This is a genomic window from Luteimonas terricola (assembly GCF_004352845.1).
Lineage (GTDB): Bacteria > Pseudomonadota > Gammaproteobacteria > Xanthomonadales > Xanthomonadaceae > Luteimonas > Luteimonas terricola.
In genome coordinates, this window is the sequence record NZ_SJRX01000001.1 from 634,109 (window position 1) to 654,069 (window position 19,961).

Below are 19,961 nucleotides of genomic sequence, written 5' to 3' on the forward strand. Positions count from 1 at the left end.
CGTCGAATCGCCTTGTCGTTCAGGCCGTCACCGGCCGGGATTGTTCGGGCTGCGAACCGGTGACGCGGTCGCGTCCGGCCTGCTTGCTGGCATACAGCGCGGCATCGGCGCGCTCGACCAGGGTCTCGGCCGATTCGCCGGGGATGAACTCGGCCACGCCAATGCTGAGACTGCCGCCGAACCGCAGGTCGTCGATCGTCAGCGGGCGCCCATTGACCGATGCCAGCATGCGCCGGGCAACGGCCAGGGCGTCCGCCATCGGCGTGTCCGGCAGCACGGCGAGGAACTCGTCGCCTCCGTAGCGGCCAAGGATGTCGCCGCCGCGCAGCTGGTTGCGGATGCGCTGCGACACGATACGCAGGCACTGGTCGCCGATGCTGTGCCCGTGCACATCGTTGATCGGCTTGAAGTTGTCGACATCGACGAAGGCGATGCTCATCGGCGCGCCGCTTGCCGCGGCCGCCTGCAAGCTCCGTCGCAGCTCGGACTCGATGCCCGTGCGGTTGAGCAGCCCCGTCAGCTCGTCCGCGCGCGCCAATGCGCTGGCCTGGTCGCGATCGCGCCGGAGTTCCAGCAGCTTGTCGGCCAGGCCGATGGTCAGCAGCAGGCCGGCCAGCGCGAAGCTGCCCGCCAGGCCCTGCGCCAGCCATGGGGGGCCGCTCCAGAACCCCATCACCTCGGTCGCCACCAGCGTGGTGAACACCATCAGCGGCAACCACGAGGCCATCACCACGCGTCCGGCACGGTCGCCACGCAGCGCAAGCATCGTGCTTCCGACCAGCAGCAGGGCCGCCGACAGCATCAGGCCGACGTTGCCGATGCGGCTTGGCCACGCCGCGTCGAAGAAAGCGCCGCCGACGCCCGCCACCGCCGCCGCCGCGGTGCCGATCCAAAGCATCCGGTCAAGCCGGGGCAGCTTTCCGCGCAGGTCGAGGTAGGCACGCTGGAAGAGGTTGCTGCAGACCACACCGCAGCCACCGAAGATGACGTTGGCCCGGGTGCTGCTGCCGAACACGATCTCCGCGCCCGGCAGCAGGCGGGCATCGCCGCCAACGGCCACGAGGTACAACACCGCGGAGCACAGCATCGCGCCGAACCAGGCGAAGCTGGAATCACCGGTGCCGAAGCGGAAGGCGAAGGCCAGCAGCGCAAGGACCAGCAGCACGGCCAGGACGAAGGCCCGCCACGCGACATGGACCAGATCGTCGCGGTGCACCTGGTGGAGCGGCTCGATCGACACCGGCATCTGCAGCGAAGAGCCGATTTCCACGCGAAGCCACACCGCATCGCCCGCCGGGATGCCCTGTGGCAGGTCGATCACGAGCGCGCGGTGCGAATAGTTGAAATCCGCATGTTCGTCATAGAGCGCGTGGTAGGCAGGGTGGTCGCTGCCGGGCACCCATGCCTGCACGTGGTTGAGGAAGGGCGAACCCAATACCAGCTTCGGCGAACCGTCTGCGGGCAGCGGTTCGGGCGTGGTGAGCCGCCACCAGCCGACCGTGTCGCCACGGCCCTTGATCACCTGCGCCGACGGCGGTCCCAACTGGTCGTCGAACCTGCCCGCGCGCAGGTCTGCGATGTCGGCATCCCCCGGCAGCGGCTGCAGCACGAACGGGACGCTGGCCGAGGCCGATCCCACGCACAGCAACAGCAGCAGGCACAGCCAAAGGCTGCACCGCCAGGCTTGGCGCTTGGACTCCCCGGCCCCCATCGCGCATATCCTAGCCCAAGCACAAGACAGCCACGCACCGCGCCTTCACCCCCTTGCGGGGACGCGATGCGGGTGGGCGGCGAACAGGACTAAAGCCTTTTGCCACGGATTTGCGCGGATTACACGGATCTGGCCGAGGCAAGTTCCAAGCCGAAGTCCCCGTACACAAAGTTGGACGTGGAACAGGGCGCGGTGATCCGGCTGGCCTCGCCCTGATCCGTGTGATCCGTGTAATCCGCGCAAACCCGTGGCAGAAGAACGCTTTTCAGCCCCTCACGCGGGCGACGGCGTCGTGGGCGTGGAGGCTTTCGAAGTGCGAGACGGTCACGTCGAAGCTGGCGACGCGCGGGCTGGTCGAGACCACGGCCGCGACGCGGCGGGCGGCGTCTTCGCAGAACATGAGGTTGTCGGCATTGGCGCGGGCGAAGGCCTGTTCGTCCTCGCGCTTGACCGCGGTCTGCACCGGGGTGCCGAGCGCGGCCTCGATGGCGTCGATCAGCTCCAGCAGCGGAAGTGCGTCGACATCGTTGCGCAGCACCACGCGCACGTCGGCGCGGCTGCGCTGGGCGTGCGGGGTGGCGGCCATGCCGCGGCCGGAGGCGAGCCACTCGTGCATCGCGACCTTGGACGGCGCGTCGTCGTCGGCGAAGTCGGCTTCGAAACGATCGGCATTCGCGCGGCGCGACAGCGCGGCCGAGGCCGGACAGGTGCTGGAATATTCGACGCCGAAGGCGAGCACGATCTCTGCGCCCGAAGGCGACAGCGTAGCGTCGACTTCGACCGGATAGGACTTCCAGCCGGCGTTGTCGCTGGCCAGCGCGCGGCGCTTCAGCAACTGCTCCCAGCGCAGGCTCAGGCGCGCCGTGGTGGCCAGGCCCGACTGCGAGTCGATGCACTCGCGCAACAGCGTGCGCAGCGCCGACGCCGTCAGCGCGTCAGTGGAAAGCGCGTCCTGCAGCAGCAGGTACAGCCGCGACATGTGGATGCCGCGGGTCTCGGCACTGGCCAGGTCCACTCCGATGTCCGCCGAGGCCGCCACCAGCTGCGACTCTCCGCCATCACCGGCCACGCGCAGCGGCAGTGCGACCCGGCGCATGCCGACCCAGTCGAGCGGACGTGCGGCCGCGGCGAGGTCGTAGGCGACGTCGGGCAGCGCCGGAGGCGGATTGGAAGAAGTCACGCGGGAACCTGCATTTGCGAATGGCTTGCAATTCTAACCGCGCAGCCCTGCGGAGCCGGCGCAACGCTGCATGCCGGACGCATGACGTTCAGTGCCGGGTTCATCCCGCCGAGCGCGCGCCGCGCCAGGCCGCGAACAGCGCGCGCAAGGGCGGCACCGGGGCATCGGGCCGGGCCAGGCGCGCAGCGACCAGGGCCGCCTGCACGCCGCGCGGCCTGCATCCCGCACGCCCGGCGCGCATGGGCCGATCGATCCCGGCTATCGGATCCATCGCCGCTGCGCGCAGCAGGGCGCGTTCTCCGAGCAGACTGGTCAATACCGCGGACGCGGCATCGCCGTCCGGCGCGCGCCCGCCGAACAACGCGGCCTCGCAGTCGGCGACCGCGGCGGCAAATGCCATGCCCGCACCTGCGCCCTTGCCAGGCGCCGCGTCGACGGACACCGCGCCGCCGCCCTCCTCGCCACGCAGCGCACGCAGGTCCGGCAGCGCCCTGCCCAGTTGCAGCCACGGCGCAGGCTGCGGCTGCAGCAGCGCGCCCAGCGGATGGCGCCGTGCGCCCTTCGCCCACCCGCCCAGTTCCTCCTGCCACCAGGCGAGCTTGGCCAGTCCCGGCGTGGGGTCACCGCCGCCCCAGGTGGCGTCGGTGAATTCCTGCAGCAGGGTGAACCAGGCTTCGGTCAGCGGCTGCCGGTCCTTCGGCACGAACACCATCGCCACGGCCCACTCGGGCCAGCGCACGCGCCATTTGTCGATGAAGGCGGCCGCGTCGTCGCGGACGTCCACGCTCACGGCCAGGCGTCCGCGTCGAGCAGGTCGCCGGGCGTTTCGGCCATCGCATCGGCCTGCCAGGTGAGCGGGTCGTCGTGCTGCAGGCGGTAGCCCCAGAGCGCGACCAGCGAGCGCATGCCGGCCGCGCGCGCGGCAAGGATGTCGCGCTCGTCGTCGCCGACGTAGACGCAGTCTTCGATGGCGAAGCCCATCGCCTGCGCGGCGTGCAGCAGCGGCAGCGGATGCGGCTTGCGCTCGGCCAGGGTATCGCCGCCGACCAGCACCGCGCAGCGCTGCTCCCAGCCCAGCGACGGCATCAGCGCGCGCGCCAGGGATTCGGGCTTGTTGGTGACGATGCCCCAGCGCGCGCCATCGGCCTCCAGCGCGGCCAGCATCGCTTCGATACCGTCGAAGGCGGCGCCGTGGCGGCCCAGCTCTTCGGCATAGACCGCGAGGAATTCCTTGACCATTTCCGGGGGCACTTCGCCGCCGAGTTCGGGAAACGCCGCCGAGCTCATCGCGCGCGCGCCCTTGGACACGTGCCGCCGCAGCTCGGCCAGGGGCATCGGTGGCGCACCCCGGGCCGCGCGCATGCGGTCGATGGTCGCGGCCATGTCCGGCGCGCTGTCGAGCAGGGTGCCATCGAGGTCGAACAGCACGCAGCGCGGGAAGCGCCCGACGGTCCCGCTCACGATGCGTCCGGCTTGCCGGCCGCCACCAGGTAGTTGACGTCGGTGCGCGAAGACAGCCGCGCGCGGTTGGCCCAGGGCTCGTAGGCCAGGCCGGCGACGTCGTCGAGCTCCAGCCCCGCTTCGCGCAGCCAGGCCGCGAGCTCGGACGGGCGGATGAAGTCGCGGTACTGGTGGGTGCCCCGCGGCAGCAGGCGGGCGACGTACTCGGCGCCGACGATCGCCAGCGCGAACGCCGCGGGAGTGCGGTTGAGGGTCGACACGAACAGCCGACCGCCCGGCTTCAGCAGCCGCGCGCAGGCGGCGATGATCGCGCCCGGGTCGGGCACGTGCTCCAGCATCTCCATGCAGGTCACGGCATCGAAGCTGCCCGGCGCCTCGTCGGCCAGCGCTTCCACCGGCTGCAGCCGGTAGTCGACCTTCACTCCCGACTCCAGCGCATGCAGGCGTGCGACCTTGACCAGGTCGCCGGCCAGGTCGATCGCGGTGACGTCCGCCCCCGCGCGCGCCATCGCCTCGCTCAGCAGCCCGCCCCCGCAACCGACGTCGAGCACGCGGGCGCCGGCCAGCGGCTGGCGGGCGGCGACGTAGGCCAGGCGCACCGGGTTCAGCGCGTGCAGCGGCTTCTGCGGGCCCTCGGGGTCCCACCAGCGGTTGGCCAGCTCGGCGAACTTGTCGAGCTCGGACTGGCGGAAGTTGGTGCTGCTCGCGGGGGTGGTCATGACGGCCTGCTCGGGAAGGGTGGCGCGCGCCGGCGCCTTCAGTTGGCGCCGGTGCGGATGCCGGCCATGCGCGTGCGCCACTGGCGGGCATTGGCGACCACGGCCGCGGTATCGATGTCGACGAGTTCGCGCCCGCGCAGCTTGGCCACGCCGCCGATCCAGACGTCGCCGACCTGGTGTCGGCCGGCGGCATAGACCAGCTGCGAGACCACGTGATGCAGCGGCTGCGTCTCCAGGTCGCTGAAATCGAAGCAGGCCATGTCGGCCTGCTTGCCCGGCTCCAGGGAGCCCGCCAGGTGGTCGAAGCCCATCGCCTTGGCGCCGCCCAGTGTGGCTGCCCGCAGCGCGGTGAAGGCGTCGAATGCCGCGGCGTCCTGCGCCACCGCCTTCGCAAGCTGCGCCGCGGTCCGGGTTTCGCCAACCATGTCGAGGTCGTTGTTGCTGGCGCAGCCATCGGTGCCGATGGCGAGGTTGACGCCTGCGCGCTCCAGCGCACAGGCCGGGCAGAAGCCCGAGGCCAGCTTCAGGTTGGACTCGGGGCAGTGCACCACGCTCACGCCGCGCTCGGCGCAAAGGTGGATCTCGGCCTCGGTGACCTGGGTCATGTGCACGGCGATCAGGCGGTCGTTGACCAGGCCCAGGCGGTCCAGGCGCGCAAGCGGGCGCTGGCCATGCTCCTTGATCGACTGCTCGATCTCCTGCGCGGTCTCGTGCAGGTGCAGGTGCACGGGGACATCGAGCTGGTCGGCGAGCATGCGCACGCGCTCGAAGTTGGCGTCGTTGACCGTATACGGCGCGTGCGGCGCGAAGGCCATGGCGATCAGCGGATCGCCGCGCCACTGGTCGTGCACCGCCCCGGCCTTGTCGAAGTATTCGTCGTCGCCCGCCGCCCACGCGGTCGGGAAGTCGATCACCGGCAGGCCGATGCGCGCGCGGAAGCCGTGGCGCTTGTAGACCGCGGCCTGCACGTCGGGGAAGAAGTAGTTCTCGTTGCAGGAGGTCGTACCGCCGCGCACCATCTCGGCGATGGCGAGCGTGATGCCGTCGGCGACGAAGTCCGGGGCCATCACCGCGGCTTCGATCGGCCAGATGTGCTGCTGCAGCCAGACCTTGAGCGGCAGGTCGTCGGCGATGCCGCGCATCAGCGTCATCGGATTGTGGGTGTGGGCGTTGACGAAGCCCGGCACCAGCACGCCGTCGGGACGCGACACCACTTCGGCCGGCGCGAAGCGCGCGCGCGCCTCGGCCCGCGGCAGCAGCGCGACGATCACGCCGTCGCGCACGGCCACGGCGTGGTCTTCGAGCACCACGCCATGCGGCTCCACCGGGACGACGTGCCCGGCCTCGACCAGCAGGTCGCAGGCCTCGGGCACCACCTCTTGTCCCACCATTACTTGACCCGGCTGACGTATTCGCCGGAGCGGGTATCGACCTTGATCATCTCGTCCTGATTGACGAACAGCGGCACGCGCACCACGGCGCCGGTCTCGAGGGTGGCGGGCTTGCCGCCGCCGCCCGAGGTGTCGCCGCGCACGCCCGGATCGGTCTCGGTGATCTTGAGTTCGACGAAGTTCGGCGGCGTGACCTGGATCGGCGTGCCATTCCACAGGGTCACGATGCAGTCTTCCTCGCCCTTGAGCCACTTCTCGGCGCCACCCATGCCGGCCTTGTCGGCCTGCACCTGCTCGAAGTTTTCCGGGTCCATGAAGTGCCAGTACTCGCCGTCCGAATACAGGTAGCGCATATCGGTGTCGACGACGTCGGCCGCCTCCATCGAATCGGTCGCCTTCATGGTCACTTCCTGCACGCGGCCCGACTTGATCAGGCGGTACTTCACGCGCGTGAACGCCTGGCCCTTGCCCGGCTTGACGTACTCGGTGTCGGTGATGATCGCGGGCTCCGCGTTGACGAGGATCTTCATCCCGTTCTTGACGTCGTTCATGCCATGGCTGGCCATGCGTGCTCCTGCAGGTTCGGCGGTTGGGGCCGCGCAAGCGGCTAGAATGTGCGGGAAATGATACTCGCAGCCCCCCTTCCCATGCAGCCGCGTGGCTGGCAGCAGGCGTGGCGCGCCTCGGTGCGCGATCCGCGCGAGCTGCTGCGCCTGCTCGGACTGGACGCGGAGGCCGCAGCGGTGCCGGAGGCGGCGATCTCGGCCTTCGCCCTGCGCGTCCCGCGGGGTTTCGTGGCCCGGATGCGCCCCGGGGACCCCCACGACCCCCTGCTGCGCCAGGTGCTGCCGCTGGCCGACGAGCTGCGGACGGTGCCGGGTTTCGGCCTGGACGCCGTCGGCGACGGCGCCGCCAAGGTGGCGCGCGGGGTCATCCACAAGTACGCCGGCCGCGCGCTGCTGGTGGCGACCGGCAGCTGCGCGATCAACTGCCGCTACTGCTTCCGGCGCCACTTCCCCTATGCCGAAGAGACCGCGGCCGCGGGCGGCTGGGCCGCGGCGGTGGCGGCGATCGCGGCCGATCCGGGCATCACCGAGGTCATCCTGTCGGGCGGCGACCCGCTGTCGCTGGCCACGGGCAAGCTGGCCGAGCTGACCGGCCTGCTGCGCGAGGTGCCCCACGTCCGCCGCCTGCGCATCCACAGCCGGCTGCCGGTGGTGCTGCCCGAGCGCGTCGACGACGAACTCCTGGCCTGGCTGCGCGACCTGCCCTGGCCGGTGGCTGTGGTGGTGCATGCCAACCACGCCCACGAGTTCGACGCCCCAGTCGATGCCGCGATGGCCGCCCTGCGCGATGCCGGGGCCAGCGTGCTCAACCAGGCGGTGCTGCTGGCCGGGGTCAACGACTCGGTCGACGCCCTGGCCGACCTCTGCGAGCGCGGCTTCGAAGCCGGCGTCCTGCCCTACTACCTGCACCAGCTCGACCGCGTCGCCGGCACCGCACACTTCGAGGTCGGCGACGACCGCGCCCGCGCGATGCACGCGGCGCTGGTGGCGCGCCTGCCCGGCTATCTGGTGCCACGGCTGGTGCGCGAGATCGCCGGCGATGCGTCCAAGCGCCCGCTGTGACGCCCGTCGCTGCGACGGCGGACCTGGGCCCTGTTGCCGCGCCCGCACCGTGGACGCCACGCGCCGCGGCATGGCATAACGCCGCTTCCACGGAGAAACGCATGTCGAAGAGTCAGGAAAACGCGCTGCGGCTGATGATCGTCGACGACAGCCCCGAGGCCGCGGAGGCCATCGTGAGCAGCCTGCGCAACGGTGGCATCGCCGTGCGCCCCCTGCGTCCCGCCTCCGAGGAGGAGTTCGCGACCATGGTCGGAGCACAGCAGGTGGACATCGTGCTGGTCCAGCACGGCTCGGCCGGACTGCCGTTGAAAGCGGTGCTGCAGCAGATTGCGGCGACCGGCAAGGACATCCCGGTGCTGGTGGTGGCCGATAGCATCGAACACGACATTTATGTGGAGGCAAGGACCGCTGGTGCCCGCGCCCTGCTGCCGCGCGAACCCGCGTCGCTGCTGCTGGCCGTGATCCGCGACGCATGGGCCGACCTCGACGCCCGCCGTGCCCAACGCCGCCTGGAGGCGCGCCTGCGCGAGACCGAGCGCCGCTGCGACGCCCTCATCGACTCCTCGCGCGACCCCATCGCCTACGTCCACGAAGGCATGCACATCCGCGCCAACCAGGCCTACCTGGAGATGTTCGGCTACGACGACTTCGAGGACATCGAGGGCATGTCGCTGCTGGACATGGTCGCGCCGCAGCACGTCGAGGGCTTCCGGCAGCTGCTCAAGGCGCTGGCCCAGGACGAGGCGCCACCGCCGCGGCACGAGCTGCAGGCGCGCGACATCGACGGCAACGTGTTTCCCGCGGCGATGGAGTTCGTGCAGGCCCAGTACGAGGGCGAGCCCTGCGTGCAGGTGGTGATCCGCCGCCAGGAGCTCGACCCGGAGCTGGCCCACGAGATCGAGGAGCTGCGCCAGCGCGACCAGGCCACCGGCCTGTACAACCGCGCCACCTTCCTGCACGCGCTTGAGGGCGCGGTGGACACCGCCGCCCAGGGCAGCGCCCGGCACGGCATGCTGCTGGTCGAACCCGACCACTACCAGCACCTGCTGGCCGATATCGGCCTGGACTCGGCCGACAACCTGCTGGCTGCCGCCGCCAACCGGCTCACCGCCGCGGCCGAGGGCCTGGACACGGTCGCAGCCCGCTTCGGCGAGCACACCCTGGCCCTGCTGGTGCGCAACAGCGATCACGAAGGCACCGAGGCGGTGGCCAACCGGGTGCTCGCGGCCTTCGCCGCCGACCTGTTCGAGATCGGCTCGCGCTCGAGCGTGATCACCGCCAGCATCGGCGCGGTGCAGGTCGGCGAGAAGATCGCCAGCGTCAACCAGGTCCTGGCCAAGGCGACCGGGGCCATGGCCTCGGCCAGCGCCACCGGCGGCAACCGCTTCGAACTGTTCGACCCCAGCGCGGTCGACCGCGCCGAGGAGGAGCACATCCAGGCCTGGGTCACCCGCCTGCGCGACGCGCTCGACCACGAGGGCTTCGTCCTCCACTACCAGCCGGTGATCAGCCTGCAGAGCGATACCGGCGCGGTGTACGAGGCCTTCCTCCGCCTGCACGCCGCCGACGGCGAGCTGATCAAACCGCTGAGCTTCCTGCAGATCGCCGAGGAACACGGCCTGCTCTGGGAGATCGACCGCTACGTGGTCGGCCGCGCGATCGCGGTGATCGGCGAGCGCATCCGCGCCAACAAGCCCACCACCCTGCTGGTCAAGGTCAGCCAGGCCTCGCTGGCCGACGACAGCCTGCCGCGCTACATCGGCGAGCAGCTGCTGGCGCACGGCGTGCCCGGCGAATACCTGGTGATCGAACTCGCCGAGGCCAAGGTGTTCACCCACCTCAAGGCCGCGCAGGAATTCGCGGCCGCGGCCGCGCGTCTGGACTGCCGCATCGCGCTGGAGAACTTCGGCGCCGGCCTGGACTCGTTCCAGCTGCTCGCGCACCTGAAGCCGAACATGCTCAAGATCGATCCCGGCTTCATCGAGGACCTCACCGGCAACGCCGACAACCAGCAGCGCGTCCGCGAGATCGCGGCCAAGGCCCGCGAGCTGGGCATCCAGACCATGGCCGACTACGTCTCCGACGCGGCCTCGATGTCGGTGCTGTTCGGCACCGGCGTGGACTACGTGTCGGGCAACTTCCTGGCCCCGTCGGGGCCGGACATGTCCTACGACTTCGAGTAAGGGTGGCGGCGCCGCGATACGGCACCGCCGTGGGGTCAGGCCAGCAGGCCCTGGCGCAGGGCGGCCTCGCCGTCGACGCTGCCGGCCTCGAGCGCGCGGATGCGCTCTTCCAGCGGCGGGTGGCTGAGCATCAGCCGGCGCATGCCGTGGCCCATCGCACCGCTGATGCCGAAGGCCGCGACCTGCTTGGGCAGGGTGTTCTGGCCCTGGTTGAGCGACAGGCGCTTCAGCGCCGCGATCATCTTCTCCCGGCCCGCCAGCGCGGCGCCGCCGGCATCGGCGCGGAACTCGCGGTGGCGCGAGAACCACATCGCGATCATGCTCGCGAACAGGCCGAAGACCATGTCGAGCGCGAACACGATGGCGAAATAGGCCAGCCCGCCGCCACCGCTGTCGCGGCCGCCGCTGAGGTAGCCGTCGACCACCCGGCCGACCAGGCGCGCCAGCACGATCACGAAGGTGTTGAGCACGCCCTGCAGCAGGGCCATGGTGACCATGTCGCCGTTGGCGATATGGCTGACCTCGTGGGCCAGCACCGCTTCCGCCTCGTCCTGGTCCATGGAGCGCAGCAGGCCGGTGGACACCGCCACCAGCGCGTTGTTGCGGTTGGCGCCGGTGGCGAAGGCGTTGATTTCCGGCGCTTCGTAGATCGCGACCTCGGGCATGCCGATGCCGGCCGCCTGGGCCTGGCGGGCCACGGTGTCGACCAGCCAGCGCTCGACGTCGCTGCCGGGCCGTTCGATCACGTGCAGGCCGGCGGCGCGCTTGGCCACCCACTTCGACGACAGCAGCGAGATCAGCGAACCGCCGAAGCCGAACAGCGCGGCCATGACCAGCAGGCCGCCCATCGACTGCGGGTTGATGCCGAACACCGACATGATGATGCTGAGCAGGGCCAGCACCGCCAGGTTGGTACCGAGGAAGAGGACGACGCGCTTGAGCATGGCTGGAGTTTCCCGCAGGTTCGTTGCAATCCATACAAGTGTGCCCTGCACGCCTTGAATTCAAGATGACGCCAACGTCCACGCCACCGTCCGCCGGACCCCTCCCGCCACCGCCACCCCCGCGGGCACGGCGGCACGGCACGGTCCGCGGCCGCTTCGCGCCCTCGCCCACCGGCGCCCTCCATTTCGGCTCGCTGCTGGCCGCCTTCGGCAGCTGGCTGGCCGCGCGCGGCGCCGGCGGCGAGTGGTGGATCCGGATCGAGGACGTGGACGCGGCGCGCGAGGTGCCGGGCGCGGCCGCGATGCAGTTGCGCACCCTGGCCGCGTTCGGACTCGTCCATGACGGCCCGGTTGGGTACCAGTCGCGCCGCGGGCACCTTTATGCGGCGGCCCTCGCGCGCCTGCTCGACGCCGGACTGGCCTTCGAATGCCACTGCAGCCGCAGCGACGTGGCGGATGCCGGCGGCGTGCACCGCAGCTGCCGCCCCGGCGCCCGTCGCCCCGATCCCGCCGTGCGCCTGCGCGTCACCGACGGCAGCCGCGTCGCCTTCGACGATGCCGTCCACGGCCGCATCGCGCAGGATGTCGACCGCGAGGTCGGCGACTTCGTGCTGCGCCGCGCCGACGGCTGGTGGGCCTACCAACTGGCCGTAGTGGTGGACGACGCCGACCAGGGCATCACCGACGTCGTGCGCGGTGCCGATCTGCTCGACTCCACCCCGCGCCAGTTGCTGCTCCAGCACGCCCTCGGCCTGCCACGGCCCCGCTACCTGCACCTGCCCCTGGTGCTGGACGACGACGGCCACAAGCTGTCGAAGTCGAGCGCATCGCTGCCGGTGGACGCCGCCGACCCGCTGCCTGCGCTGCGCGCCGCGTGGCACGCACTCGGCCAGGATCCCCACCGGTTGCCGGCATCCGCATCGCTTGCGGCCACGCTCGCGGCGGCGGTGCGCGGCTTCGACGCCGGACGCATTCCGCGAGGGCCCCTTGCAGCCACCGCAGTGCACAATGCCCTTGCAATGCGCGACGCATAGAATCGAAGCGAGCGGACGCACGCCGCGTCCGGCCATCGGGAGCGATGACATGACGTCACGGGTTGCGTTGGTTACCGGGGGGACCGGTGGCATCGGCACCGCCATCTGCAAGCGCCTGGCGAAGGCCGGCCACAAGGTCGCGACCAATTACCGCAACGAGGAGAGGGCGCGCGCCTGGGAGAAGGCGATGCGCGAGGACGGCTTCGAGTTCACCCTCGTACCCGGCGACGTCTCTTCGTCCACCGAGGCCGAAGCCATGGTGCGCAGGGTCGAGGAGGCGCTGGGACCCATCGAGATCCTGATCAACAACGCCGGCATCACCCGCGACTCCACCTTCCACAAGATGACGCCCGAGCAGTGGACCGACGTCATCACCACCAACCTCAACGCCTGCTACAACGTCACCCGCCCGGTGATCGAGGGCATGCGCGAGCGCAAGTGGGGGCGGATCGTCCAGATCAGCTCGATCAACGGCCAGAAGGGCCAGTACGGCCAGGCCAACTACGCCGCGGCCAAGGCCGGCATGCACGGCTTCACCATTTCGCTGGCGCAGGAAAACGCGAAGCTCGGCATCACCGTCAACACCGTCTCGCCGGGCTACATCGGGACCGACATGGTGATGGCGGTGCCCGAGGCGGTGCGCGAGAAGATCGTCGCCCAGATCCCGACCGGGCGCCTGGGCATGCCCGACGAAATCGCCTACGCCGTGGCCTTTTTCCTGCCCGACGAGGCCGCCTGGATCACCGGCGCCAACCTGGCCGCGAACGGCGGCCAGTACATGGGCTGGTAGGCCCCGCGGGCCCGGTTGCAAGCGCTGTTGCGGTGCGTCATGCTGCGGTGAGTCACGGAATTCGAGCACCGCAGCATGGCCATGCGTGTCATCAAGAAGTATCCCAATCGCCGCCTGTACGACACCGAGATCTCCAGCTACATCACCATCGAGGACGTGCGCCAGCTGATCATCGACGGGGAGAATTTCGAAGTCCGCGACGCCAAGAGCGGCGAAGACCTCACCCGCCAGGTGCTGCTGCAGATCATCTCCGAGCAGGAGCAGGACGGCGAGCCGATCCTGTCGACCGAGCTGCTGAGCCAGATCATCCGCTTCTACGGCGACTCCCTGCAGGGCTTCATGGGCAGCTACCTGGAGCGCTCGATGCACACCTTCCTCGAGCAGCAGGAGCAGTTCCGCCAGCAGATGGGCAGCATGCTCGGGCAGACCCCGTGGTCGATGATGAACCAGCTCACCGAGCGCAACATGGCCATGTGGCAGGAATTCCAGCGCAACCTGGCGTCGGCCGCGAAGCCGCCGGCGTCGCCCGAGAAGCCGCGCGGCGCGGCGGGCGGCAAGCGGAAATAACAGGGCTGAAGAGCTTTTTTGCCACGGATCTGCGCGGATAAACGCGGATAAGGGCAGAAGCTTCTTTTAGGTTCATCTCCCAACTCCGGGGAAACGGTTTCGACGAGGAGTGCTGCTTCTTTCGATACGCATTGCCGTGACCTGGAGGGCCCCGCCGCGACCGGGAGGCCTTCGCGGCTCATGTCCCCCGGCATCCGCCTGGCGGCGGATGCCTCCTCCTTGACTTCCCCGCGAAGGCCTCCCGGCCACGGCGGGGCTCGGCGTCGGCTGCAGATGCGCGAGCCCGGGCTTTACTCCCGGGCCAGCGCCGGGGGACATGAGCACTCAAGGGCCTTGGCACCCGGCACCCGCGCTGATCAGTGGCGCGCCATCCGCGTAAATCCGTGGCTGAAGCTTCTGCGATCGCGGCTATAGCCGCTCCTGCAGCGCGCCCTCGGCGCAGAAGCGCTGCCGGTACTCCATCGCCTTGGGCATGAGCGACTGCAGGTTCTGGATCCGCGTGCCCGGGTTCGGGTGCGTCGACGAGAACTCGGGCTGCGACTGCCCGCCGCTGGCTGCGCCCATGCGCTCCCACAGCGGCACCGCCTCCTGCGGGTCGAAGCAGGCCGCGGCGGCCAGCATCAGGCCCACGTAGTCGGCCTCGGTCTCGTGCTTGCGCGCGTAGGGCAGCAGGTAGCCGTAGCCCATCGCCGCCATGACCATCTGCTGCTGCTGCGGATCCATGCCGCTCATCGCGCCGGCCATCTGCCCCATCTGCGACAGCTTCTGCTGGGCCATGCGCTGGGCGCCATGGCGCAGCAGCGCGTGCGCGATCTCGTGTCCCATCACCACCGCCATCGCGCTCTCGTTCTGCGCCACCGGCACCAGGCCGGTGTAGACGGCCATCTTGCCGCCGGGCAGGCAGAAGGCATTGGCCTGGTCGGACTGGATCACGTTGACGTCCCACTCGAAGGTCGAGGAGAAGCCGGTGGGCTGCGCCCCGTTCTCCGCCGCCAGCGCCGCCTCGATCTCGGGCACCTTCGCGATCAGCCGGCGGGCGATCTCGCGCACCTCGCGGGCGATCGGGGTGTTCGGATCCACCGGGCGCTCGGTCGAAAGGATTTCCTCGTAGGCCTGCAGGCCCAGCGCCTTCTCGTCTTCCACCGAGAGCGAACGGTCGATCAACACCTTTTCGCCGGTCACCGGATCGAGGGTCTGGTTGGAAAACCAGTAGTACGCCCCGTAGGCGATGAAGGCGACGAGGATCAGGATCCTCGGGTTGAAACCGCGCCTGGGCGCCGCCGCCCGCTGCTGCCGCCCGCGCCCGAAAGGATCCTGTCGCATGCCCCGCTCCTGCCTGGTTTTCAGATGTCGCGCGCAACCCGGAAGCCGACGCGCGCGTTGGTGTTGTCCACCGGCGACGGCGCGCGCCAGGAGCTGCGCGTCTGCGGCGGCGAGCTGGCCCAGGCACCGCCGCGCACCACCTGCATGCGGCAACCCGGATTGACCCAGGCCGCACCCGATGCCGGTGCCCGCCGGTAGCTGTCGTGCCAGCAGTCCGCGACCCACTCGCTGACGTTGCCTTCAAGATCATGCAGGCCGAATGCATTGGGCGTGAAGCTGCCCACCGGGGCCGGGCCCCAGTGGCCGTCGTCGTAGTCCTTGAAGGCGTTGCTCCAGCCGCGGCCGCCGGGCGAACGGTCCTTGCCGCCGGTGAGGTTGCCCGCGCTTTCAGGCGGGTCGCCCTCGCCCCAGGGATAGCGGTCCTGGCCGCCCGCACGCAGGGCGTATTCGAACTCGGCCTCGCTGGGCAGGCGGTAGCGCTGGCCGCTGACCTCGGCCAGCCAGTCGACGTAGGCCTGGGCGTCGCGGGCGCTGATGTGGACCACGGGCAGGTTGGCCGCCGCCGGCGAGCCGGCGAAGTCCGAGCGCCAGTCCACGTTGCTGCGGCGCACGAAGTTGCCGCTGCGCTCGTCGTAGGCCATCGAGAAGCCGCGGCGCTCGGCGCGCGAGCGATAAGCGGTGGCGTCCACGAAACGGCGGAACTCGCCAACGGTGATCTCGTTGAGCGACATCGCGAAGCCGCGGTCGAAGCGCAGGTTGCGTCGTGGGCGCTCGCTGTCCTCGGCATCGCGGTCGTCATCGCCAGCGCCCATGCTGAAGCCGCCGTGCGGCACCACCACCATCCGCGGCCCGCGACCGCCGGCGGCCGCGTCGGTGAAGCGCTGGCCGGGGCGGTAGTTGCCGTAGTGCACCGCGAGATCGATGCGCTCGCGCAGCTCGGTCACGGCCGCGTTGCCGGGCGCGGCCAGCACCAGCATCCGCGCGAGGATCGTGCGTGCGCGCTCGATGCCGTCGGCCTGCGAGAGCGCCGCGACGCCCTCGTCACGCAGGCGCAGGATCCATGCGCGGCGCCGCGTATCGACACGGTTGCGGGCGTCGGCCACGGTGGTGGTCCCGTCGCGCACTTCGCCGGCGTGGTCGAGCCAGGTGGCGGCGGTTTCGAAATCGCCCTCGCTCGCGGCATCCTCGGCGCGCCGGATCATCGCGCTTTCGATGGCGGCGCGGACCTGCAGCGCGCGCGGCTGCGCTTCGTCGAGGGCCAGCGCTTCGCGCACCCTGGCAAGCGCGCCGCCGCCGGACTCGCCCAGGCGGCCGGCGTCCAGTTCGGCTTCCGCGGCTCGGCTGATCTCGGCAAGTTGCTCCGCGCGATCGACGGCGGCCAGGTAGGCATGGACCTGTTCGTCCGCCGGGCGCAGGCTTCGCGCCACCGCGGCGACCTCGCGTGCACGGCGCAGCGCGGCATCGTCGTCACCCGCGCGCCCGAGCGCGTCCTTGCCCTGGACAAGCAGCGCGGCGAACGCGCGTTCGAGGCCGGCGCCGGCCGGCTCACTGTCGGGAACCCGGGCAAGCACGGCCTGGTAGAGCGGGATGGCCGACCCAGCGCCGGCGTCGAGGTCGCCCGCCTCCAGGGCCTGTCCCGCGCGCTCCAGCGCGCCGGCCACCGCGTCCTCGCCATCGGCCAGATCGGCCTGCGGCGCGCGCCAGGTGAGGCTGCCGGCCAGGCGGTCGTCGCCACTGATGGTCACGCTGCCGTCGCCGGGGCCTTGGGCAGCCCCGGTCGGCGCCCCCTCGTCGGGCGACGCATCCTCGCGCGAGCAGCCGGCCACGATCAGCAGCGCGAGCGCGGCGGCGACGGCGGCCCGGCGCGGCCAGGCCGCAGGGCTGGAAGGAGGCGGTCGGCAATGGGTCACGGGCGCCAGATTACGGCAAGCGGCCACGACCGCGCAGCCACCGCCGCGCCGGCCGGCGATTGCGGCGCGCCCGCGGCGGCCGGTACGCTGCCACCGATGGAACCCGACTTCAGCTGGCTGGCCGACCCCGCCGCCCTCCTCTCCCGCTTCGAAACCCGGCCCGACCGCATCGGCCTGGACACCGAGTTCATCCGCGAACGCACCTGGTGGCCGCACCTGGCGCTGGCGCAGCTGGCGGTCCACGACGAGATCCTGCTGGTCGACACGCAGGCCCCCGGCATGGCCCAGGCGCTGCGCGGCATCCTGCTCGACCCGGGCATCACCAAGGTGATGCACAGCGCCAGCGAGGACCTGATCGCCCTGCAGCACGCCTGCGATGCGGTGCCCGAGCCGCTGTTCGACACCCAGATCGCGGCCGCGATCGCCGGCATCGCCGCGGGTGCCGGCTACCAGCGCCTGGTGGCCGACGTCACCGGCGTGGCCCTGGGCAAGGGCGAGACCCGCTCCGACTGGACCCGACGCCCGCTGTCCGACGCCCAGCTCGCCTACGCCGCGGACGACGTGCGCCACCTGTTCGAACTCCACGACCACCTGCAGGCCCGCCTCGAGGCCCTGGGACGCGAGGACTGGCTGCGCGAAGACTGCGCGCGCATGGTCGCCAACGCCCGCGATGACGCGCTCGAGCGCTGGCCGCACCTGCCGATCCGCGCCGCCCAGTCCTTCGACCAGGCCGGCCAGCACCGCCTGCTGCGCCTGCTGCGCTGGCGCGACGCCTGGGCGCGCGAGCACGACCGCCCGCGCAGCTGGGTGCTGGACAACGACCTGGCCGCGACCATCGCCCGCACTGCCCCGCCCGACCAGGAAGCGCTGAAGACCCTGCTGGAGCGAAACCCCAAGGCCCCCCGCAAACTGCTTGCCGAGGTCTGGGCGGCGCTGGTCACGCCCCTGGCCGACGAGTCCGAGGCCCCGCCCGTGCGCACCGAAGAGCGCGACAAGCGCGCCCTGCGCCAGCTCCAGGACGCGGTGGCCACGCGCAGCGCCGAGCTCGGCCTCCCCGAGGGCGTGCTCGCCTCCCGGCGCCGGCTGGAGTCGCTGCTCGACAGCGGCGACTGGCGCGCGTTCGGCGACTGGCGCCGCGCGCAGCTGGAACCGCTGCTGGCTCCGCTGCTCGCGGAGGGCACGGGGGAATTGCCGAGCGGCCAGGCCAGCGTATAGAATGCTTCGCTTCGTGGGGCGGTAGCTCAGCTGGGAGAGCGTCGCGTTCGCATCGCGAAGGTCAGGGGTTCGATCCCCCTCCGCTCCACCACGAGAATCCCGGTAAAAAGGCACAGGGTTGGACGGGACACCGCTCCAGCCCTTTGTCGTTCTGGACACACGCGGTCCCCTGCGTCCGCATATCGTGTGGTTTTGCCCGCGGTCGACGCGGCGTGCCAGAATTGCGGGCTGCTGCCCCCGTAGCTCAGCTGGATAGAGCGTCCCCCTCCTAAGGGGAAGGTCGTGCGTTCGAATCGCGCCGGGGGCACCACGCGCTGCAGGCGGTTTTGCGCGCCGCACCCATGACTTCCAGGAGCTGTCCCCCATGACCCATCCCGTCCTCGCCGCCCTCGGCCTGTCCGCCACCGAATCCGGCACCTATCTCGGCAATGGCGAGTGGTCGTCGACCCGTGACGCCGGGACCCTGGAGCCGGTGAACCCGGCCAACGGCGAGGTGCTGGCGCAGGTGCACGCGGCCTCGGAGGCCGACTACGAGCGCATCGTCGAGCGCGCCCAGGCCGCGTTCAAGGTCTGGCGCACCACGCCCGCCCCGCTCCGTGGCGAAGCCGTGCGCCTGTGCGCCAACGCGCTGCGCGCCAACAAGGACATGCTGGGTTCGCTGGTCGCGCTGGAGATGGGCAAGTCCAAGCCCGAGGGCGACGGCGAGGTGCAGGAGATGATCGACATCGGCGACTTCGCCGTCGGCCTCTCGCGCCAGCTCTACGGCCTGACCATGCATTCCGAGCGCCCCGGCCACCGCATGTACGAGCAGTGGCATCCGCTGGGCCTGGTCGGGATCATCTCGGCCTTCAACTTCCCCGTGGCGGTCTGGGCCTGGAACGCGCTCATCGCCGCGGCCTGCGGCGACATCTCGATCTGGAAGTCCTCGGGCAAGACCCCGCTGTCGGCGATCGCTTCGATCCGCATCTGCAATGAAGCGCTGCGCGACGGCGGCTACCCGGACCTGTTCTTCCTGTTCAACGACACCGACAACGCGCTTGCCGAGCGCATGGTCGACGACAAGCGCATCGGCCTGGTAAGCTTCACCGGTTCGACGAAGGTCGGCCGCACCGTGGGCGAGCGCGTCGCGCGCCGCCTGGGCCGCTCGCTGCTCGAGCTTGGCGGCAACAACGCCATGATCGTCGACGAGACCGCCGACCTGAAGCTTGCGATCCCCGCGATCGTGTTCGGCGCCGTCGGCACCGCCGGCCAGCGCTGCACCAGCACCCGCCGCGCCTTCATCCACGAGTCCATCTACGACGACGTGCTGGCCAAGCTCAAGGCCGGCTACGCCCAGGTGGAGACGAAGATCGGCGACCCGACCGACGCCGCCAACCTGATGGGCCCGCTCAACAGCCAGTCCGCGGTCGATGCCTTCCTGGCGGCGATCGCGCAGGCCAAGGCCGCCGGCGGCACGGTCGAGAGCGGTGGCACCGCGTTCACCGACCGCAAGGGCTTCTTCGTGCGGCCGGCGATCGTCACCGGCCTGTCCAACGACGCCGAAGTGGTGCAGACCGAGACCTTCGCGCCGATCCTGTACGTGATGAAGTACTCGGAGCTCGACGACGCCATCGCGATGCAGAACGACGTGCCGCAGGGCCTGTCGTCGGCCGTTTTCACCACCAACCTCAAGCGCGCCGAAGCCTTCCTGTCGGCGGCCGGTTCGGACTGCGGCATCGCCAACGTCAACATCGGCACTTCGGGTGCGGAGATCGGCGGCGCCTTCGGCGGCGAGAAGGACACCGGCGGCGGTCGCGAGTCGGGTTCCGATGCCTGGCGCGCCTATATGCGCCGGCAAACGAATACCATCAACTATTCCGACGCGCTGCCGCTGGCCCAGGGCATCAAGTTCGATATCTGAGGACA

Annotated in this window: 17 protein-coding genes and 2 tRNA genes; 9 read left to right on the forward strand and 10 right to left on the reverse strand. The window is 70.7% G+C overall.

Annotation, left to right across the window (positions count from 1 at the left end; all coding sequences use genetic code 11):
• Window positions 1-19 precede the first annotated feature (19 nt).
• The 7 genes from E2169_RS02895 to efp form a co-directional block, all read right to left on the reverse strand.
• Complete coding sequence (locus E2169_RS02895) at window positions 20-1,711, reverse strand: GGDEF domain-containing protein (protein ID WP_132985091.1); 1,692 nt, start codon at window positions 1,709-1,711, stop codon at window positions 20-22.
• A gap of 265 nt (window positions 1,712-1,976) precedes the next feature.
• Window positions 1,977-2,891 (reverse strand): GTP cyclohydrolase FolE2, encoded by a 915-nt coding sequence (folE2, locus tag E2169_RS02900; protein ID WP_132985092.1) that lies wholly within the window; start codon window positions 2,889-2,891, stop codon window positions 1,977-1,979.
• A gap of 100 nt (window positions 2,892-2,991) precedes the next feature.
• Window positions 2,992-3,681, reverse strand: a complete 690-nt coding sequence (locus E2169_RS02905) for an isoprenoid biosynthesis enzyme family protein (protein WP_132985093.1) — start codon at window positions 3,679-3,681, stop codon at window positions 2,992-2,994.
• Window positions 3,678-4,352 carry a phosphoglycolate phosphatase gene (gene gph, locus E2169_RS02910; protein WP_132985094.1) on the reverse strand — a complete coding sequence of 225 codons (675 nt, stop codon included), beginning with the start codon at window positions 4,350-4,352 and terminating at the stop codon, window positions 3,678-3,680. Before gph ends, E2169_RS02905 begins: the two co-directional genes overlap by 4 nt.
• The gene (gene ubiG / locus E2169_RS02915; RefSeq protein ID WP_132985095.1) at window positions 4,349-5,071 is read right to left on the reverse strand and encodes a bifunctional 2-polyprenyl-6-hydroxyphenol methylase/3-demethylubiquinol 3-O-methyltransferase UbiG; all 723 of its coding nucleotides are present in this window, start codon (window positions 5,069-5,071) and stop codon (window positions 4,349-4,351) included. The genes gph and ubiG overlap by 4 nt, the downstream gene beginning before the upstream one ends.
• Before the next feature lie 38 nt (window positions 5,072-5,109).
• On the reverse strand, window positions 5,110-6,462 hold the full coding sequence (locus E2169_RS02920) for a TRZ/ATZ family hydrolase (RefSeq protein ID WP_132985096.1): 1,353 nt from the start codon (window positions 6,460-6,462) through the stop codon (window positions 5,110-5,112).
• Complete coding sequence (gene efp / locus E2169_RS02925) at window positions 6,462-7,028, reverse strand: elongation factor P (RefSeq protein ID WP_132985097.1); 567 nt, start codon at window positions 7,026-7,028, stop codon at window positions 6,462-6,464. The genes E2169_RS02920 and efp overlap by 1 nt, the downstream gene beginning before the upstream one ends.
• A 57-nt stretch (window positions 7,029-7,085) precedes the next feature.
• On the opposite strand from efp, the gene epmB reads away from it, so the two are divergent.
• Window positions 7,086-8,090: an EF-P beta-lysylation protein EpmB gene (gene epmB / locus E2169_RS02930; protein ID WP_132985098.1), complete on the forward strand. Its 1,005-nt coding sequence runs from the start codon at window positions 7,086-7,088 to the stop codon at window positions 8,088-8,090.
• Between the two features lie 101 nt (window positions 8,091-8,191).
• Complete coding sequence (locus E2169_RS02935; protein ID WP_132985099.1) at window positions 8,192-10,273, forward strand: EAL domain-containing response regulator; 2,082 nt, start codon at window positions 8,192-8,194, stop codon at window positions 10,271-10,273.
• Between the two features lie 35 nt (window positions 10,274-10,308).
• Here E2169_RS02935 and htpX read toward each other — a convergent pair whose 3' ends face one another.
• Window positions 10,309-11,217 carry a protease HtpX gene (gene htpX, locus E2169_RS02940; protein ID WP_132985100.1) on the reverse strand — a complete coding sequence of 303 codons (909 nt, stop codon included), beginning with the start codon at window positions 11,215-11,217 and terminating at the stop codon, window positions 10,309-10,311.
• A gap of 65 nt (window positions 11,218-11,282) precedes the next feature.
• Here htpX and gluQRS point away from each other — a divergent pair, with 65 nt between their 5' ends.
• The 3 genes from gluQRS to phaR all read left to right on the forward strand — a co-directional run bounded on the left by gluQRS (window position 11,283) and on the right by phaR (window position 13,608).
• On the forward strand, window positions 11,283-12,251 hold the full coding sequence (gene gluQRS, locus E2169_RS02945) for a tRNA glutamyl-Q(34) synthetase GluQRS (protein ID WP_132985101.1): 969 nt from the start codon (window positions 11,283-11,285) through the stop codon (window positions 12,249-12,251).
• A gap of 49 nt (window positions 12,252-12,300) precedes the next feature.
• Window positions 12,301-13,041 carry an acetoacetyl-CoA reductase gene (gene phbB / locus E2169_RS02950; RefSeq protein ID WP_132985102.1) on the forward strand — a complete coding sequence of 247 codons (741 nt, stop codon included), beginning with the start codon at window positions 12,301-12,303 and terminating at the stop codon, window positions 13,039-13,041.
• 75 nt (window positions 13,042-13,116) lie between these two features.
• Entirely contained in the window at window positions 13,117-13,608 is a 492-nt protein-coding gene (gene phaR / locus E2169_RS02955; protein WP_132985103.1) for a polyhydroxyalkanoate synthesis repressor PhaR, read from the forward strand.
• 408 nt (window positions 13,609-14,016) lie between these two features.
• Here phaR and E2169_RS02960 read toward each other — a convergent pair whose 3' ends face one another.
• Both E2169_RS02960 and E2169_RS02965 read right to left on the reverse strand, forming a co-directional pair.
• Complete coding sequence (locus E2169_RS02960) at window positions 14,017-14,931, reverse strand: M48 family metallopeptidase (protein WP_132985104.1); 915 nt, start codon at window positions 14,929-14,931, stop codon at window positions 14,017-14,019.
• A 20-nt stretch (window positions 14,932-14,951) separates the two neighbouring features.
• Window positions 14,952-16,841 (reverse strand): SUMF1/EgtB/PvdO family nonheme iron enzyme, encoded by a 1,890-nt coding sequence (locus E2169_RS02965; RefSeq protein ID WP_132985105.1) that lies wholly within the window; start codon window positions 16,839-16,841, stop codon window positions 14,952-14,954.
• 96 nt (window positions 16,842-16,937) lie between these two features.
• Between E2169_RS02965 and rnd the strand changes: the two genes are divergently transcribed.
• From rnd to amaB, 4 genes are all read left to right on the forward strand, one after another.
• Window positions 16,938-18,056 (forward strand): ribonuclease D, encoded by a 1,119-nt coding sequence (gene rnd, locus E2169_RS02970; protein ID WP_132985462.1) that lies wholly within the window; start codon window positions 16,938-16,940, stop codon window positions 18,054-18,056.
• A 15-nt stretch (window positions 18,057-18,071) separates the two neighbouring features.
• Window positions 18,072-18,147: transfer RNA gene (locus tag E2169_RS02975), tRNA-Ala, on the forward strand.
• A gap of 142 nt (window positions 18,148-18,289) precedes the next feature.
• A tRNA-Arg gene (locus E2169_RS02980) sits at window positions 18,290-18,366 on the forward strand.
• 54 nt (window positions 18,367-18,420) lie between these two features.
• The gene (gene amaB / locus E2169_RS02985) at window positions 18,421-19,956 is read left to right on the forward strand and encodes an L-piperidine-6-carboxylate dehydrogenase (RefSeq protein WP_132985106.1); all 1,536 of its coding nucleotides are present in this window, start codon (window positions 18,421-18,423) and stop codon (window positions 19,954-19,956) included.
• Window positions 19,957-19,961: the final 5 nt, after the last annotated feature.